Genomic DNA, 17,348 nt, shown 5'->3' on the forward strand with positions numbered 1-17,348 from the left:
CGTTATATTTAACGCAGTGGCGCTCCGCGCGGCGAAATGATGGTCTTGCGGAACCGAAAACCGCTCTCCTTCGTTTGGCCATAAACGCCTCTTGTTACACCCCCAATCCTTTTCGCCATATGCCCAACTATGCCCCTCGCTTTGCCACCTTAGCCACCGATTACAAGACCTTCATCATGGAGTATCCGCAATTGCGTGCGGTTTCCTTGGCCCAATGGATATTGGAGTCTGGTAGGGGTTTTTCGCAGCTTTCGCAACAATATTTCAACTATGCGGGCCTGAAGTTCCGGAACGAGATGCAGGGTTTTGCGGTTCCTGTCTTTTATATGGCCAGTGATGGCGGCGATTATTACTGTGGCTTTGCGGATAACTTGTCATTTATCCGAGGTTTTTGGCGGTTTATGGACCGTGCGCCGTACTTTGGTTGGCGAGAACATGCTCGTTCGGCAGAAACCTACCTCAGCTTCATTGCGCCTCGGTATTCCACCAATCCGGCCTATGTGGATAAAGTCCTGAATCTTTTGCCCGAGGCCCATCAGTTGCTTGGCATGGTTTCGCAGCCCACCACGCCTACACCGCCCGACGACCACGCGGGGCCGGGGACCTCGGAGCCTTATACCAAACCCCTTGTCTCTGGCTTTTTTGAAAGCCCTAATGCCGAGTCGCGCAATGGATCTGTCATTTCCCGCATCATCCTGCATTGCTCCGATAACCCCAATCTGGCACAAGTCATTGCCCAATACCAAAACCCTAAGACCCAGCGCTCGGCCCATTATTTGGTAAACAAAGACGGTAAAATTTACCAGATGGTGCGCGATTCCGACCGTGCGTGGCATTGTCGGGGGGCCAATGCCAACTCATTGGGCATTGAACTGATGGCAGCACGCAACGAAGTGATGACCGCAGCCCAGCAAACGTCCACCATCGCCCTGATCCGTTGGATGCTCAGCACGTACCGCATCCGTCCAGACCAGATTGCGGGGCATCGTCATGCGCCCGGCTATACCGGCGGGGTGAATGGGACGTTTTGTCCGGGGCGCTTGTTTGGAGATACCACCGAGGCCGCCTTGAAGCGCTGGGTAAACCAAAACTTCTGGTCTAACCCACCCGCCAATCCGAATCCACCTGTGGTCACGAATCCCAATACCACTTGGGTACCAACACCGCCAACCGATCCGAACCGCCGTTGGGATTTTTGATGAGTCCGCTTTTCTTTTACGTATCAGGCGTTTAACCGGAAGAGCCTTGTTGTATCTTTAGGGTTCTCCACTAAACGCCTTTTTCTTTTCCTTAACTCCGAATACCCATGAACGTTCATCATAAAAAAATCTTCGTTTTCTGTAGCTTCCTGCTGCCTATGATGGCTTGGGCACAAAGCCGCCCAACGCTGAATGCCAGTGTGACCACCTTAGACCTAGGCGATTGTACCTTTAGCACCACCTGCAACAAAACCTTTACCTTGTCTAATCCGGGAAGTGATCCTGTAACCGTAGAAAAAATAAGTATTTATGATCCCCATTTTACGGTTTCGCCGGCCACCCCGTTTACCCTCTCGGCGTCCGGAAATCAGGTGGTGACGGTCTCTTTTTCCTCGGCGGAGAACCTGACGTATAAAGATGTGCTCACCGCCGAAGCACAAAACGGCGTTGAAGTGGTGGAGGTGGCGCTCTCGGCCCGTGCAGTATATAACGAGGACTACGGGAGCAAAACCGATTATTACGTTGCCACCCAAGACCTTTGGGGAGAAGCCCTGAAGACAGCGCTGAACAACATCATCAAAAACAATACCAACAATAGCTATGATACCTCTCGGAATGCCATGTTTGGTCCTTCGGTGGATGCCCTGAATAACGGTAATGGAACCAAGACACTGGAGTGCATCTATACCGGACGCTTGGTCACGATGTCCACGAGTACCCAACGACCCAGTGCCTCCTCACCCGAATATATGAATACCGAGCATACCTGGCCACAATCCTTTTTTAACGAGAACAATCCGATGGTCTCGGACATTCACCACCTCTATCCCACCGATGTGGATGCCAATAACGAGCGCTCAAACTTTCCATTTGGGAATGTAAACCGCACGGGAAGCGGGGTAAGGTGCCACGACAAAGACATCCCCTCGCAAAACGGAACGTGTGCGAATGCGGGTTCGGGGGATTGGAGCTATTTATTGGGCAATGTGTATGAGCCACGAGACGTACAGAAAGGCAATACCGCCCGTTCGTTGTTCTACTTTATGGTGCGGTATGGCAACCTTGGCAACTTTTTTACCGCCGCCCAAGAAACCGCAATCCGTGCATGGCATACCAACGACTTGCCCGATGCCAAAGAAAAGGCCCGCAATACAGGCATCATGAACTTCCAGAACAACCGCAATCCATTTGTAGATCATCCCGAATTTGTCAACCGGATTTCCTCGTTCTTCGGTACGGCTACGGGCGCACCCAGCAATGCACTTCCCCACAGTGTGCCCACCGCCGAAGACTTTGGCGAAATTGGCCTGACACAAACCTTAGAAGCGGAAATCAATGTGATCAATCGGGGGAATGCTGCTTTCACTTATACCACTTCCCTCTCTGGTACGGGCTTTCAGGTGGTTTCGGGCAGCAGCGGATCCGTTCCGGCTTATGGCTATGCGCCTGTTCGGGTGCGGTTTGCCCCGTCGTCTATTGCTGCCTATAATGGCCTGCTCACCATCACACCCTCGGCGGGCAGTGCGCTCAATGTGAGTCTTTCCGGTACGGGAAATTCTGCTACCGCACGGGAAACAGACCAAACACAACCCACTGTTTTTGTGGTAGATAAGCCTTATCCAAACCCGTTTACCACCACTTCTACACTACGGTTTGCCACCGGAAAAGCCGCACATGTAATGCTGACCTTGCACGATGTACTGGGCAGAACGGTGCAAACCGTTTTGGATGAACAACGCGGAAATGGACAGCATGAAGTGAACATCAATGCTGCCTGGCTGCCTGCGGGTGTGTATATCTATCGCCTTTCGGTGGATGGCCAAGTTCAGACAGGCAAACTTATTCGTCAATAAATGGTTTATTTTAAAGAATTAAGCCCGGTATTATTATCGGGCTTTTTTTATGGATCACCCGTAAAATGAATTTGGGGAATCTTTTTTTTGCTGTATGAATAAAATAATGTTAGCAACATTCTTCAATAAAATATCATATTAATGAATAGGGGATGGGCTATTATGTTTTTAACTTTTGTTAAAGTTATCAATATTATTGTTCATGCAAACAACCCGCGAATTTCTTACGCCTACTCTCCTGCTCTTGTTGGTCATACAAGGGTTGGTTCCGTTATGGGTGCAATTAGACTTTTCGCGGCGTCAGGATTATATTCGTAAGGTGCTGTGCATCAACCGGGCCAATCCGGAGAAACAATGTAATGGCAAATGTTACTTGAAGAAGCGCCTTATTAAAACAGATCAAGAGCAACAAAAACAACAACAAGGCACGACCGAGCACCAAATGGTCGGCCTTGTTTATGTAGCGCCCCAGAATGGGGAACTACCGGAAATGGGGGACATGCTTCCGGCTTCCCGCCATGTGCAAGCCGAGGAGCATCCGCTTGAGGGCATCCCCGTAGAAATTACACATCCGCCCAATCAACATGCCTAAGCTGATTTAGGCCCACTCCTTCATCCAACCCAATGACCTGCCAGTGCCCTGTTCCAAGGTATGGACGTATGCTTTATCGCGTATGAGATAATTCCAACGCCCTGCTATTGGCTGTGTATTGCTAAGGGATTTATCATGGTGTTTTTAAAACATCCATTTGGGTTTTTATTGCCTCAAAAAATAAATAATTTATCCAATTAATTATCTCAAAAAACATTCCCTATGAAACTCCAATATTTATTGTTTGCCTGCTTTTTATTCGCCGGTTCTGGTTGCGACCTGTTTGAAAGCGATGGCTTTAATGTAGATGACAAAGGAACCCTGAAAATTGCCTTCGACAACGTTGTAGGAGACAAAGACCTTGTCCTGAACACCGGAAGCTATGCGAATGCCGCAGGGGAAACCTTTAATGTGACCACCTTAAAGTATTTTGTGAGCAACATCAAGCTCACCACCGAAGAAGGCAAAGTGGTGGTTTATCCGCAAGAATCTTCTTATTTCTTGTTAGACGAAACCGATCCGACGAGCCTGACCCTCACCTTGACCGACGTTCCAGCAGGGAACTATAAATCCCTTACATACATGATTGGTGTGGACAGCTTGCGCAATACGATGGATGTCTCTAAGCGAACCGGAAACTTGGACATTGCCGGAAAAGCAAAAGGCATGTACTGGTCTTGGAATTCCGGATACATCTTCTTCAAGATGGAGGGACAATCCCCGCAAGCCAAACCTGCCGCCGATGGAACCACCAATTATCGTTACCACATTGGTCAATATGGAGGTGGTTTTGGAACCCCACCCGTGAAAACCATCAACAACCTGAAAAACAATACGCTGACCTTTGGAACCGATATGCTGAAGGTACGCAAAAACAAAACGCCTCAGGTAGAGGTGAAAATGGATGTCTTGAAGGTGTTTACCGGACAGTACACCATGAGGTTGGCCGAAAACCCAGTCATCATGGTGAATCCATTAGGCGCCAATGTCTCTGCAAATTATGCCCAAGCATATGCACTGGTAAGCATGAAAAACAACGCACCCTAACGGATAATGACATGAAACGCGTCTGGATGCTCCTCTTGATCGCGGGTTGCTCGACTGTGGACCCGAAGTTGGAAACACCGACAGAATACACCTTTAAGGTACCGGAAGGTTTTCCGGCTACGGCCTATCGGTTCGAGAACACCCCGATCACCCAAGCCGGATTTGAATTGGGCCGATCCCTCTTCTACGACGGCAAACTTTCGCGCGATGGCTCCATTAGTTGTGCCGATTGCCACCAGCAGGAGGCCGCATTCTCGCACTTTGACCACGATGTGAGTCATGGGATAGACGACCGATTGGGGACGCGCAATGCACCGGCTTTGTTCAATTTGGCTTGGCATTCCGATTTCTTCTGGGATGGTGGGGTACATGATTTGGACTTGCAGCCGCCGAGTGCCATCATGAATGCAAACGAAATGGACGAATCTTTAGATCGGATTCTGGAAAAACTGCGCAAGGACCATAAATACCCGGCCCTATTTCGGGCGGCGTATGGAACCGAAGAGGTGACAACCGCCCGTTTCCTTAAATCCCTCTCGCAGTTTATGCTGTTGATGATCTCGTCCAATAGTAAATATGACCGTTATATGCGTAAAGAAGCGGGTGTAACCTTTACCGCAGATGAGCAAGAAGGTTTGCGGGTCTTTAACCTAAAATGCGCCACATGCCATCCCGCACCGCTGTTTACGGACCTGAACTTCCGAAACAATGGCCTAAAACCAACCCCCAACCCCGATTTAGGACGGGCGCTTATCACATTGCGCGACGAAGATCGGTTGAAGTTTAAGGTTCCTTCTCTACGCAACATCACCGAATCACCTCCTTATATGCACGACGGACGGTTTTCCTCGTTGGAGCGCGTGTTGGAACACTATAACAGTGGCGTGCAAGCAACCGAAAATTTAGATCCGTTGCTCAATCAGAACGGACGTAGAGGGATTGCCCTTTCCGATACCGAAAAGCGTGTCTTGATCGCCTTCATGAAAACCCTGAAAGACGATACGTTCCTTTCGGATAAACGTTTTTCTCATCCTTAACCTAAAATAAAATAGATGTTTATGAAAAAAATAGTATTCGTTGCGGTATGTTTGTTTTCGGGCACGGCTGCGTTTGCCCAACACAAGAGACACGACATGGCGCACCCCAATCATATTGGTGGGGGCATCATGAAAACCATTGGAGGCGAGGGCTGGATGTATCATGTCCATTATTTACGCTTCCTCCGGGGAACGGGGGATAAATTGGGCGTAGGTCTTGGGTTTGTTGGCATGACCGATCACGAACAAAAAGGGATATCGCTGCCGTTGGTCTATAAACTGACGCCAAAATTACACGTTGGTGCGGATCCGATGTATCTGAAGCATCATGACGAATGGGAATTGGGTGCAGGGCTGAACGTACACTACCACATTCCTGTTGGTCCGATTCACGTAAGTCCTACGGTTGGCTACATGATTGGGCATGAAAACCACCTCATGGCAGGGCTACATGTAGGGCTTGGCTTCTAATGCCTCAAAGATAACTGTTTGGTGAAACAGGGCCGCCCGGCGCCGTACTTGCAATGGTGTTGGGCGGTTTTTTTATACAATACTTGTATGAAGCAGGTGTTGATCCTTTGGCTCAAAGTAGCTCGCAAGACGGTTGAACTTCCCATGGAGCCGCTAATTAAGGCCCTTTCTCGTAGGTAGCGCATAGACCTTTTTAAATCTTGCGTTAGCCTTCATAAAATCTTAGATTATCACCCGTCAACGTACGCAATCAGCAAAACCATTATGTTTGTCTTGGTAGTCTATGCGAAATCCAAGGATTGTACTTAATGGCCGATGATGGTCTTTGAGATTGTCCTGATGAGGACTAAAGCCATAATAGAAAAACGTTTTGGTATAAATCATATCTGAAGCGTACCGTGCGTGGCGTCCAGAACCCACGTTAAAAAACGGGGCGTATTCCGAAAAGCCTTACGAGTAGGAACATATAAATAAAAAGGAGAAGGAAAATGAAAAAAAATGTAGCAGAGTTTATCGGTACCTTTTGGCTGGTATTTGGTGGTTGTGGGAGTGCATTGTTGGCTGCTGGCTTCCCCGATGTAGGCATCGGATTGGTGGGAGTATCATTTGCATTTGGTCTGACCGTGGTTACGATGGCTTATTCTATTGGACATATCTCCGGCGCACACCTGAATCCGGCCGTTACCATCGGTTTATGGGTGGGTGGAAGAATAACCGCAAAGGACATTTTGCCATACGTGGTTTCTCAGGTATTGGGCGGAATAGCCGCCGCCGCAGTTCTTTTTGTGATTGTCACAGGGAATGGGAGTGAGATTGGTTCGTTTGCAGCAAATGGGTATGGAGAGCACTCACCTGGCGGGTACAGTTTGGTTGCTGCCCTTGTTACCGAATTGGTGATGACGTTTATGTTCTTGTTCATCATTTTGGGGGCAACGGATGAAAAAGCACCGAGTGGCTTTGCAGGCTTGGCCATTGGTCTTGCCCTAACCCTGATTCACTTGGTCAGTATTCCAGTAACCAATACATCCGTTAATCCAGCGAGAAGCATTAGCCAAGCCATTTTTGTGGGCGATTGGGCTCTTGCGCAAGTATGGCTATTTATTTTGGCTCCTATCGTTGGTGCCGCATTGGCTGGTATGGCCTATAAATACCTAAAGTCAGAATGATGCAGACAAGGGGGCATTTGTTACAACGTCCTTTGAGGACGAAATATGGAAAATGCGCCTTTGTGATGTTTTGTTTTAGGACATCGTCCTGTATATCGAAAACACCTCCCGTTTCCCAAAAAGAGCGGGAGGTTCGTGTATGACCCGTTCAGCGCAAAAACAAAACAAAAAAACAAAGTAATAAAACAAATAGTTTTCGTACCTTGCCCCAAAAATTTGAAAATGAACTTAGAACTCAAGATAAACGGGGCTACGGTCAAGAAAAAAGCCCCTTCAAGCATCTCCACGTTAGATAGACCTAAAAAGTTAATTGCTTTTGGTTGGTAAAATCACTTTATGAACAAACGGGTATTGAAATCGCAATTTTGGATTGTTTAGGGTTTGGAAGACATTTTCTGCACTTTTTTCACAGGTACAGAATAAATTTTCTCGACAATTATCAGGATTTAGTTATGAAAGAGCCTAACAGTTCTGTAGGGCAACCACTCAAAGAAGCCTTTCTGATATTGAGAAAGCAAGCGGAAAGCAATTGAAGTAAATGCGTGGGACAATGCATCTGCGACTATTTGCGGCAAACTCTAACGCTCATCCCGATAACTAACTATCGGGACAACGCAGCCGGAAACAGCGTATATGCCACCGTCAGGCCCTGTATCTGGGCGGATCAAATATGCTGATCTATCAGGATTGTATTTCCGTCGGGGTCTTTCAATACAAAATGTGCTGGACCATTTCCTGATTCATCGGCCTCGATTTCTAAAGAAATACCGTTTGCTTTCAGGTGTTTTTGGATGTCACGCACATCGTCAAATGTGGAAATCGGCTGTGCAGACTCGTCCCATCCGGGGGTAAAGGTAAGCAGATTGCCTTCAAACATGCCTTCAAAGAGACCAATCAAGGCATTTTCGTTTTTCATGACCAAATATTTTTGGTCTAAACTTCCGCCCAAGACGGAGAAACCTAAGTACTCGTAAAAGGCTTTGGAAACCGATAAATCTTTTACACTCAGGCTCATAGAGAAAGCACCTAAACGCATCATGAATATGTAGTTAGAGGGTAGAAAGTGGTTTGTATCAACCAATAACGTAAACGGCAAGATAAGGGTGAAGAGGGTGTTTTTGAAAAATCTATTGCGGGTTTCTGGAGGTGAGTCGTGTCTCAGATTCCTGTAAAGCAATCGAAAAGCCATAGAATAACGTAGAAGAGGCTGTGAGGTCAATTTCCCAGCGAACAATGCCCGTATCTTTACGAAAGGTAATCCGTCCGGTGGTATCGTGGATGTTTCCCAACGTTACCTCGTTCGGGATATAGGTTTTTAGTCGGACATCATAAGGGCCATAGCTTAAATGGTCTTGATTTGAGATGGTCAATTGGCCATTTAGGGTGGTAAAAACCCATTTTTTGGTAAAGGTCGCAGGACTTTCGGTAGCGGGAGAGGTGGAACCGATTAGCCGGACCAAACGCTGTCCTTCAAACGACTCCGTTATTTGGCAGGTGCGGCCTTCTTCCTGATTTGTACATGTCTCCACCCTAAATACCGAAACACCTTTGTATTGCACTTCTTGCCCATTACTCGGAAAACGGCTGGTTCGGTCGTAGGTCCATGTGTTCCCTGGCGCAATCAAGAAGTAAAGGGTTTCTTCTACACTGTCGCAGGCCGGAAACACCAAGGCCATAATCACTGTAAAACAGGTGGATATATAAAAAGGAGAAGCAAACATATGGATAGAAGCTAAAGGGTTCGTGGAATGGCTTTATTGGTTAAACGCAAAAAGCAAGCGACAAGGAGCAAGGGTTTATGACCCTGAATGGCTTGTACGTCGTTTGCCTTCCATCATGTAGTGCATCGAATACGGATAACCACCAGCCTGCCAAATGGCATCAAAACATGGCTTAAGGATATGATCCACCTCGTCTTCAATACTTTCCAATAACACTTCCTGTACCATCAATACATCGCGGTCTATGGTGTGCCCCGGCAATATTTTGCGGCTGTTGAGGGCAATATAATGCCCACGGACACCCATCAAAGACAACATCACAACAAATGGAGGCGCTGTATTTAAGCCTTCATAAAGGGTTAGGCTATCGGTTGCTGCCCGGAGAATGGCTTCTTCAAAAACCTGGGTGTCTAAAAAAGGTTTTTCGTTCAATGCTTGGGTCAATAATACCGCATCGGTGTATTCGATGGCGCCATTTCGGAAAAATTGTGTATAAGCCCCTGTTTCTTGCTCGGCATTTCGGGGGGCATAAACCAAAAAACCATCAAAATTATACCGATATTTAGGGTTTCCTCCTAACAATAGGTTGAGTTTGTCTCGTACCAATCCAGAATGTTGGCCCAAATCCACTTGTGATGATGGATCAAAGGCATTTAAGGGCAATAAATGAAGGACTACTTTAGGTTGATCGAAGAGCCGAACGGGGGTTTCATTGGCCATGATCCGGCTAATGCGTTCCATACGAAATTGCCTTAATTGATGGATAATACCTTCCGAAAGGGCAAAAAGGGCCCGTAAGTCTGTAACATCCAATGGGTATTTCCCGGAAGCATTGCGGGCATAAAACCGAAACGAACCCGTGTGGGTGACGGCATGAGGTAGTGCCCAACTGCGTGGAATTTGTATCACGGCTGCCACTCGGCCATTGGAGAGTGGAATCGGGTGGCACCGAATGCCCGTAATGCGTGGTTGTATCGCATCCCTGATCATGCTCTCAAGGCCATTTACCCATACTTCTACGTCTGGAATGTCCATACCTATCACAGCTTTGGCGATGCCTCCTTCCTCCGACATCCCAAACACCAGAAATCCACCCGAAGCATTGGCAAACGAGACCACATCCGCCAAGAATTCTTTTTTTTCACTGTCCGTCACGATGTGCAGGTCTTGTTTAAAGTCTAATTCGCGGCTTTCTCGAACCCCGTCCCGTATAAGATCTAAGAGGTCTGTTTCGGTAAGGGCCTCAACCGACTTTCCTACGAGTGCCATATAATCTTTGGTTTTTAGTGAAGATACAACTTTCCGCCTTTGGGGAATAGTAAAAACCGACGGTTACAAAAACATAACCCACCTCGCCATAAGAGGGAGTATATGAAGTTTGTTTAAAAAAAGAAGGATTTGAGGTCTTCTGCGGTTTTTTTGAAACAAAAACCCAATTACCGACGTTATGCGGATCCAATTGTTCTTTGTATGTATGGGGATGACTTGGTTTCGACGGGTGAGAAAAACAACAAGCTGCGTGTCGAGTTACCCAGTGGCCTACGTTAAAAACGCTGGGAAACAATAATCGCCAACGATTATTCTTACGCGATGGCTGCCTAACCTTAGTTGTTAGCATAGTTCCATCTGTCGGTCGGTTTACCTGCTCATCGGTAGATCGAATCGGCATCATATTTTGATGGGCCGTGTGCAAGGGTGCAGATCGAACCTGCGACACACGTATCAACCGATCTGGCTTCCGGCCCGGCTTAGTCGGCTGGCTAAGACTGGAAGTGAGATTTAAATAAGCCGGATACACATGTAGAGGCTTGGATTGTTGGCTCATTCGGACCCGGGTTCAACTCCCGGCATCTCCACCAAACATATTACACAACCTGTTTTCCTAAGGAGGGCAGGTTTTTGTGTATCATCCCGCACGCTGTTCCTTATGGGTTATCCTACGGGCACTTTTTTTTGTATATTGGGTATGTAAAAGACAAAAGCATGATCGTTGATTGGTAAAACAGCCATGTATAAATATTTATTATTGCTATTTGTATTGCCCGCTGGGCTACAAGCCCAAGATTGCACGGAGCCGGAGTGGTTCCGGACGACGCCTAAAATGGAGGGTTGGCTGATAGAGCCGGGTATGGGAGAATCCAAAGATCCGCATTGGGCGAAAGATCGTGCGGTTGGTCGTGCCCGTACCGAGATTGCCCAAACGGTGAACCTGTGGGTGGAAGCAGTAGAGCGCGAGGTCTTTACGGACGACCCCAAAAGCAACGAAGTACGGAGCGTCTTTAAATCAGTTTCGGAGCAATACACTTCCACGGCGCTTAACGAAACGCAAATTCTCAAAGCCACATTGCCTTGTACAATGGGCGGCCATTATCGGGTATATGCTTTGGTAGCCTATCCACATAAGATCAATTTTCTTAAAGACTTGGGTTATAACGTGGAGCGCAACGATCAGGACTTGTGGAATCGCCTGCAAGTGGAACGCCCACTCCCACGGGTTGCACCACCAGCGGTTGCTAAGCCCTTGTATCAGGTTCGCGAACCCAAAAACAACAAGGTGAAGCCTAACCAACGGAATGTGAGTGGTCCGGCCAGACGTACCTCGGCGCTCCGACAAATCCGTCAATCGCCTGCGGTCAAACGTATTGTGATGGAAGTAGATGGCATCCGCACAAGTGATCTCAAATTCCAATCGAACTAAGGCCCCTACAGATACCTCGGTTCATAATTACCTTCTTTGTACATTACTTGGCCCGTCTCGGATGCCATTTTGTCTGGTTTTGAGGGTAGGTGTGTTGAACTTCGCTTGATGATGCCTAAAAGAAACCATTTTATAATTGATGTAAATTCTTTTATCTCAATAACTTATCTATAATAATTATTCTATGAAGTTCTTCAACACAGTTGCGACCTTCCTTACGGGCAGTTTGCTTTCGGGTTGTATGTTTCTCAGTACATTTCAGGGGCCTTATGGGCTTGAAAAAGGCGAAACGGCATTAGGCTTTGGTGCATCCGGATTGGGTGTTTCGAACACAACGGGTGAAAATAATGGCGCATTTGGATTGCCGGAAGCCCAAATTCAGCATGGGGTTTCAGACCGTTTGCAATTGGGTGCACGGCTTGGTATTGGAGTTTTGGGGGCGGATGCGCGGTATCGTGTATGGTCCGGAAAAAAAGTGGGTGCTGCAGTTGGCGCAACGGCGGCGTTTGCGGCGGGGGGGTTCAGTTTTAGCGAATCGGACCAAGAAGCATATGTTTTTGGTTCGTTTATCCCTTATTTTTCCGTGGGTACTTCCCGGATTTGGGGAGGGGTACGCGGATTTACCTTCTTTGCGGGCAAGCCCGAAGATTTGGAAAATGCCAATTTGGGGGCGGGTGTTTTCCTGAGCGGCGAATTAGGGCGTGGCCGATTTCGCTTTATCCCAGAAATTGCTTTTCATAACAATACAGAAAGTAATGAAACCCTCACCACTTTTGGTATTTTGATGCGTTATCGTCTTGGTCGTTAAGGGCTACAAGCGTATCAGATCGCGTCTTCTTCGCGTTTTTGTTGTTGGCGGCGTTCCACCTTGGTCCGGTCATCCCGCAAACGTCGTTGCATAACTCCAGTGGGATTGATGTTAAAGCGTACACCAACAGTTAGGGTATTTTGTGTCCCTTTCAAATCCCACCCCGTCCGGTCGTTTAGATGTCCAAAAAGTTTTAGGGTGTTTAGCGCACGTCGCTCGCCCCGAAGGACAAGGGAAAGGTTGCCGCCTTCTTCTTTTACGAGGGGAATTTTTAGTTCTGCGCCTAGTCCGGCATAGACCTGTAGATGATTCAGATATCCAGAAAGGCCAGGTCCACTTGCCCCTGCGGTTCCCAAAATAGACCAGTACTTTCGATTATAGGCTACTTCTAAATTATTGTTGCCCCCATAGCCATACGCGAGGTATTTAATAATACTTTTATTACCGACCAATGCCGGATTGTGGGTCTGGAAAAAATATCGAAATCCATAACCGATAGAGAACCGCTTGCCTGCTAGGCCAACAGTAATGCCGGGAACTTCGATAGCCCGCATGATGAGGTGTTTGTCACGGTGTTCGGTTTTTTGGATGTCGCAACATTCCACTTCCCGCCGATCAAAGAGGGATGAACGTCCACTAGATATGGTGACGTTTACACTTTGTGCCATAGTTGCAATAGGCATAAAAGCACATACTACTATAAAGAGAAGATATTTTTGCATGTTGGGAATTGGGAGGTGAAACAAAACAAACAATATACGCACATTTATCGGAACGGGATAGAATCGTGCCGAATTTAATCTCATGGTTAAAGGTAAAAACTGTAATACGTTTGTTGGTGGGATAGCCTTCAAACCAAGAGTAGCCCAGTAGGCAAAGAAGCCTTCCGGGCCATTTTGAAAGACGGTCAGGTCAAATTAGAGTTTAAACCCCAACGTAATACCCAACGTAGAGAATTCGTAGTCGTCTTTATAACGTTGCAACAAGCCTCTGGCCCCAATGGCCCAATCGTGGCCCAAACGTCTTTCATAAGCGATCATAAAATTGCGGCCTTTTTTGTATTCGTCAAGGTCCACGTTGATTTCGCTATTAGAAGGATTTTGGTCGTAACGCCGTGAAAAGCCATACGCAAGTTTGATGGATCGCTTCCAGGTTCGAATAGGCGCCCAATAAAAATTGAGGTTGGCGGAAACATGATCAGGGCGCTTGAAAGAAGCAAAGTTCTGGTCTTGAACCGCCAGTTGAATAGAAGGAGCGATCCCCAATTTTCGGGTAAGGGGTCTGTCATACTCCACCAAATAAAGTCTTCCGTCTAATTGATCGCCATCTTCGCGCCATCCAGCAGCGCCTATTTTAAACTGACTGGCCCCTCTGAATTGTGCAAACGCCACACCCGAAAGAAGGGTTAATAAGAACAATGTGGTAGGGAAAATACGTTTCATGGTACTCCTGCTCGTTGTATTTAGGGTTTCTTAACGTTGAATGAGGGTGCAGATAAAAACAAAACGAAACAGTTTTCAAAAAGGTTACAAACACCAAACGAAAAGTGAAGGATGGCTTGCACTTCACGGTTTGGTTGCGTAAACTAAATTTTTAACTTCAATAATCCTTGGATAATAGATGCGTGTAAACTTTCAAGAAATCGAACAAGCCGCCGAAAGACTTCGCGGATTTGCGCATAAGACTCCTGTTCAGATGTCCCGAACGGTCAACCGAAAGACCGGTTGCGAAGTTTATTTTAAATGTGAAAACTTTCAACGGACGGGGTCTTTTAAGTTTCGGGGTGCTTTTAATGCCCTGTCTGCTCTTCCAGAAGAAGCGCGCGAAAAAGGAGTATTGACCTATTCCTCTGGTAACCATGCCCAGGCATTGGCGAGTGCAGGTCAGATTTTGGGCATTCCGGTCACCGTGATTATGCCTTCGGATGCTCCTGTAGTAAAAATGGAGGCCACACGTGGCTATGGTGCCGAAGTGATTGTCTATGACCGCTCCGAGCAGACCCGCGAAGCTTTGGCGAAAAGCCTACAACAAGAAACAGGTCGTATGTTGATTCCGCCCTTTGATCATCCCCATGTGGTTGCTGGTCAAGGAACAGCTACACGGGAATTGATCGAAGACGTAGGGCTTCTGGATGTACTCATCGTTTGTACGGGTGGTGGCGGCCTCTTGTCTGGAAGTGCTCTTGCGGCAAAAACAATGAATCCGCAGTGTCGTGTAGTGGGGATAGAGCCTGCTGCTGGAGACGATGTAACCCGTTCTTTTGAAACAGGGACCATCCAGTCTGTCCATAATCCGAATACCATTGCAGATGGTGCACGAACCCATTCACCTTCGGCGTTGACGTTTGGTCTCATTCAGTCTTATGTGGACGATATGCGTGTCGTATCTGATGAAGCCCTGGCTCGTACCATGTTTTTTATGTGGGAGCGCCTTAAATTGGTGGTAGAGCCAACGGGTGCTTTGGCAACTGCGGGTTTGTTCCATGCCGAGGTGGTGCGTCCTGGCCAGCGCGTTGGGGTAATCATTTCTGGCGGGAATGTGGCGCTTCAGGAGGTGCCATACTTATGGAAAGTGGCAGGATATGCCTTTGATGGGGCATAAATGTATTTCTTCTAATTCGTAGCACGTCACAGGGATGTTGTTACGATTAATTATGAAACAGCCTGATGAAAACAAAACTACGAGGAATGATTAAGCTATGCCGTCCCTTAAATATGCTGATGTTTTGGTTCAGTGTATGGATTGGGGCGTGGCTGGAAGGGGGACACGCGATCCTACAAGCATCGAGTAGTCTAAATATTCTTTGGGCGGCATGTTCTGCAACCGCAATTGGTGCAGGTTCGAATGCGATCAACGACTATTTTGATATGGAGATTGACCAAATTAATCGGCCTGACCGTCCGCTGCCATCAGGCGTTTTGTCACGCCGCGAGGCTTGGTGGATTTGGGCAGGACTTTCTTTACTAGGAGCGGGCATGGCCGTAGTATTGTCTGCGGTACATCTTGTGGTTGCTGTACTCTGTGTGGGCTTGCTGTATGCTTATAGCCGTTGGTTTAAGAAAACGCCGTTCTTGGGAAATTTGATGGTTGCGGGCATTGGATCGCTCGGTATTGGGTATGGGGCACTGGTCATGGGGGGCGTACAACGGGTGATGTGGGCTTTGTTGTACGCTTTTTGGGCAACCTTGGCACGGGAGTTGGTGAAAGACATACAAGATATGCCGGGTGACCAAGCCGCCGGCGCACGAACCCTGCCCATCGTCTGGGGAGAACCTCCAACCCGTGTCTTGGCTGGTTTTTGTATAGGGATAACGGTTCTCATTACACCAATGCCTTATTTATGGGCACAGTATAATGGCATATACCTGATAATCGTCGGATTGACGAATGCGGTCTTTCTCTATGCGGCGTATGGCTTGGCGCAACAAGAGGAACAACAGGCTGCACTTACCAGTTCGTTGCTAAAGGGTGGTATGATGCTTGGAATGCTGGCCTTGGCAACCCAGCCTTTCTAGCCCTTTGCACAATTTTATCATTTCCAGTAAAAGAAAATTAATGAAAAGTAAAACCCTTCCCGCAGAAATTGCCCGTAGAATTCCTCCCGGTCAATTCCTTACGCAGAAGTTTCCGGTTTTGACCTACGGAAGTACACCCAAGATTAAAACCGAAGACTGGAAATTGCGCATTTTTGGTGCGGTGGCTTCAGAAATAATATTGACATGGGATGGTCTGATGTCGCTTCCGCAGACAGAATTGAAAACGGACTTTCACTGTGTGACCACTTGGAGTCAATTAGACAATGTATGGAAGGGCGTTCACATTCGGGAAGTCTTACAGCAGATCAAGATATTGCCGGAAGCCTGTTACGTGATGGCCCATGCATACGGCGGTTATACTACCAATATGCCACTGGAAGTCCTCGATGACGACGACGTATTATTGGCATATGGGCACAATGGTGAGTATCTGACCCCCGATCATGGCTTCCCCATGCGGTTGGTTATACCCAAAAAATATGCGTGGAAAAGCGCAAAATGGTTGAGCGGCCTTGAATTCATGCTACAAGACCGACCAGGTTTTTGGGAACGGAATGGCTATAGCATGAGTGCCGATCCTTGGCGCGAAGAGCGTTATTGGTAGGTCAGACCTCATTGGTCTTCGTTTTATTCCGTTTGTACTGCACCCATGATCAATCCATTTCCTCCCGAACTCATAGAACAGGCCAAAACTGGTAACCAAACCGCCAATAACCTGATTTTTTCCCGGCTTCGCCCACTGCTGCATGGTTATTTTGTGCGCCAAATCGGGATGAAAGACCACGTGGAAGACCTCGTGCAGAACACCTTGGTTCGGGTTCATCGAAGCCTCCCAGATTTGCAACAGGCGGATCGTTTTAAGGCATTTGCCATGAAGGCCGCATTATTTGAATTACAGGACTTATACCGAGGGCGGTATGGTATTCGTGAAATGGTTTTTGATCCCGAAGAGATGCCGGATCGCGCCACCATGCCCGAAGACGTTGGATTACAAATGGATCTTCAAAAAGTCTTAGAGGAGTTAACGCCCAAAGCGCGACAGATTATTGAACTCAAACAACTGGGTTATCCATACGAGGAAATTGCCCAAATACTGGGCACCACCGAGGCCGCCATCAAAATGCAGGTAAAGCGGGCGTTTGACCGCCTCCGAGTCTTATTAACCCAAACTTTAGGCGTTTTTCTGTTACTCTTTTTACCCAATTAACGGCTTTCATTCC

The 17,348-nt window shown here is 47.5% G+C and carries 18 protein-coding genes and 1 other RNA gene; 14 read left to right on the forward strand and 5 right to left on the reverse strand.

The features are described from left to right. Positions 1 to 119 precede the first annotated feature (119 nt). The 7 genes from JNN12_00910 (at position 120) to aqpZ (ending at position 7,365) form a co-directional block, all read left to right on the forward strand. Positions 120 to 1,199: an N-acetylmuramoyl-L-alanine amidase gene (locus tag JNN12_00910; GenBank protein MBL7976869.1), complete on the forward strand. Its 1,080-nt coding sequence runs from the start codon at positions 120 to 122 to the stop codon at positions 1,197 to 1,199. Positions 1,200 to 1,306: 107 nt separating this feature from the next. Then, positions 1,307 to 3,052 carry an endonuclease gene (locus tag JNN12_00915; GenBank protein ID MBL7976870.1) on the forward strand — a complete coding sequence of 582 codons (1,746 nt, stop codon included), beginning with the start codon at positions 1,307 to 1,309 and terminating at the stop codon, positions 3,050 to 3,052. A gap of 202 nt (positions 3,053 to 3,254) precedes the next feature. Further along, positions 3,255 to 3,644 carry a hypothetical protein gene (locus tag JNN12_00920; GenBank protein ID MBL7976871.1) on the forward strand — a complete coding sequence of 130 codons (390 nt, stop codon included), beginning with the start codon at positions 3,255 to 3,257 and terminating at the stop codon, positions 3,642 to 3,644. Positions 3,645 to 3,866: 222 nt separating this feature from the next. Next, complete coding sequence (locus JNN12_00925; GenBank protein ID MBL7976872.1) at positions 3,867 to 4,691, forward strand: hypothetical protein; 825 nt, start codon at positions 3,867 to 3,869, stop codon at positions 4,689 to 4,691. An 11-nt stretch (positions 4,692 to 4,702) separates the two neighbouring features. Continuing rightward, positions 4,703 to 5,728 carry a hypothetical protein gene (locus tag JNN12_00930; protein ID MBL7976873.1) on the forward strand — a complete coding sequence of 342 codons (1,026 nt, stop codon included), beginning with the start codon at positions 4,703 to 4,705 and terminating at the stop codon, positions 5,726 to 5,728. Between the two features lie 21 nt (positions 5,729 to 5,749). Next, positions 5,750 to 6,199: a hypothetical protein gene (locus JNN12_00935; GenBank protein ID MBL7976874.1), complete on the forward strand. Its 450-nt coding sequence runs from the start codon at positions 5,750 to 5,752 to the stop codon at positions 6,197 to 6,199. A gap of 488 nt (positions 6,200 to 6,687) precedes the next feature. After that, positions 6,688 to 7,365, forward strand: coding sequence for an aquaporin Z (gene aqpZ / locus JNN12_00940; GenBank protein MBL7976875.1), 678 nt, complete (start codon positions 6,688 to 6,690; stop codon positions 7,363 to 7,365). Between the two features lie 664 nt (positions 7,366 to 8,029). Here aqpZ and JNN12_00945 read toward each other — a convergent pair. From JNN12_00945 to JNN12_00955, 3 genes are all read right to left on the reverse strand, one after another. Next, positions 8,030 to 8,404 carry a VOC family protein gene (locus tag JNN12_00945; protein MBL7976876.1) on the reverse strand — a complete coding sequence of 125 codons (375 nt, stop codon included), beginning with the start codon at positions 8,402 to 8,404 and terminating at the stop codon, positions 8,030 to 8,032. Positions 8,405 to 8,492: 88 nt separating this feature from the next. Further along, the gene (locus JNN12_00950) at positions 8,493 to 9,086 is read right to left on the reverse strand and encodes a hypothetical protein (GenBank protein ID MBL7976877.1); all 594 of its coding nucleotides are present in this window, start codon (positions 9,084 to 9,086) and stop codon (positions 8,493 to 8,495) included. A 75-nt stretch (positions 9,087 to 9,161) separates the two neighbouring features. After that, on the reverse strand, positions 9,162 to 10,355 hold the full coding sequence (locus tag JNN12_00955) for an ATP-binding protein (protein ID MBL7976878.1): 1,194 nt from the start codon (positions 10,353 to 10,355) through the stop codon (positions 9,162 to 9,164). Between the two features lie 207 nt (positions 10,356 to 10,562). Between JNN12_00955 and ssrA the strand changes: the two genes are divergently transcribed. The 3 genes from ssrA (at position 10,563) to JNN12_00970 (ending at position 12,592) form a co-directional block, all read left to right on the forward strand. Beyond that, positions 10,563 to 10,945: a transfer-messenger RNA gene (gene ssrA, locus JNN12_00960) on the forward strand. A 149-nt stretch (positions 10,946 to 11,094) separates the two neighbouring features. After that, positions 11,095 to 11,784 (forward strand): hypothetical protein, encoded by a 690-nt coding sequence (locus JNN12_00965; GenBank protein MBL7976879.1) that lies wholly within the window; start codon positions 11,095 to 11,097, stop codon positions 11,782 to 11,784. A 184-nt stretch (positions 11,785 to 11,968) separates the two neighbouring features. Continuing rightward, a complete protein-coding gene (locus JNN12_00970; GenBank protein MBL7976880.1) occupies positions 11,969 to 12,592 on the forward strand; it encodes a hypothetical protein in 624 nt (207 codons plus the stop codon). A 14-nt stretch (positions 12,593 to 12,606) separates the two neighbouring features. On the opposite strand, the gene JNN12_00975 is transcribed toward JNN12_00970, so the two are convergent. Together JNN12_00975 and JNN12_00980 are read right to left on the reverse strand one after the other, a co-directional pair. Beyond that, positions 12,607 to 13,314 (reverse strand): hypothetical protein, encoded by a 708-nt coding sequence (locus tag JNN12_00975; protein ID MBL7976881.1) that lies wholly within the window; start codon positions 13,312 to 13,314, stop codon positions 12,607 to 12,609. 195 nt (positions 13,315 to 13,509) lie between these two features. Continuing rightward, a complete protein-coding gene (locus JNN12_00980) occupies positions 13,510 to 14,034 on the reverse strand; it encodes a hypothetical protein (protein MBL7976882.1) in 525 nt (174 codons plus the stop codon). Between the two features lie 178 nt (positions 14,035 to 14,212). Here JNN12_00980 and JNN12_00985 point away from each other — a divergent pair, with 178 nt between their 5' ends. The 4 genes from JNN12_00985 to JNN12_01000 all read left to right on the forward strand — a co-directional run bounded on the left by JNN12_00985 (position 14,213) and on the right by JNN12_01000 (position 17,335). After that, a complete protein-coding gene (locus JNN12_00985) occupies positions 14,213 to 15,193 on the forward strand; it encodes a threo-3-hydroxy-L-aspartate ammonia-lyase (GenBank protein ID MBL7976883.1) in 981 nt (326 codons plus the stop codon). Between the two features lie 65 nt (positions 15,194 to 15,258). Beyond that, the gene (locus JNN12_00990) at positions 15,259 to 16,107 is read left to right on the forward strand and encodes a geranylgeranylglycerol-phosphate geranylgeranyltransferase (protein ID MBL7976884.1); all 849 of its coding nucleotides are present in this window, start codon (positions 15,259 to 15,261) and stop codon (positions 16,105 to 16,107) included. A 40-nt stretch (positions 16,108 to 16,147) separates the two neighbouring features. Continuing rightward, positions 16,148 to 16,732: a sulfite oxidase-like oxidoreductase gene (locus JNN12_00995; protein ID MBL7976885.1), complete on the forward strand. Its 585-nt coding sequence runs from the start codon at positions 16,148 to 16,150 to the stop codon at positions 16,730 to 16,732. 45 nt (positions 16,733 to 16,777) lie between these two features. Then, positions 16,778 to 17,335: a sigma-70 family RNA polymerase sigma factor gene (locus tag JNN12_01000; GenBank protein ID MBL7976886.1), complete on the forward strand. Its 558-nt coding sequence runs from the start codon at positions 16,778 to 16,780 to the stop codon at positions 17,333 to 17,335. The last annotated feature ends 13 nt before the right edge of the window (positions 17,336 to 17,348 follow it).

Source organism: Bacteroidetes Order II. bacterium (assembly GCA_016788705.1).
Lineage (GTDB): Bacteria > Bacteroidota > Rhodothermia > Rhodothermales > UBA2364 > UBA2364.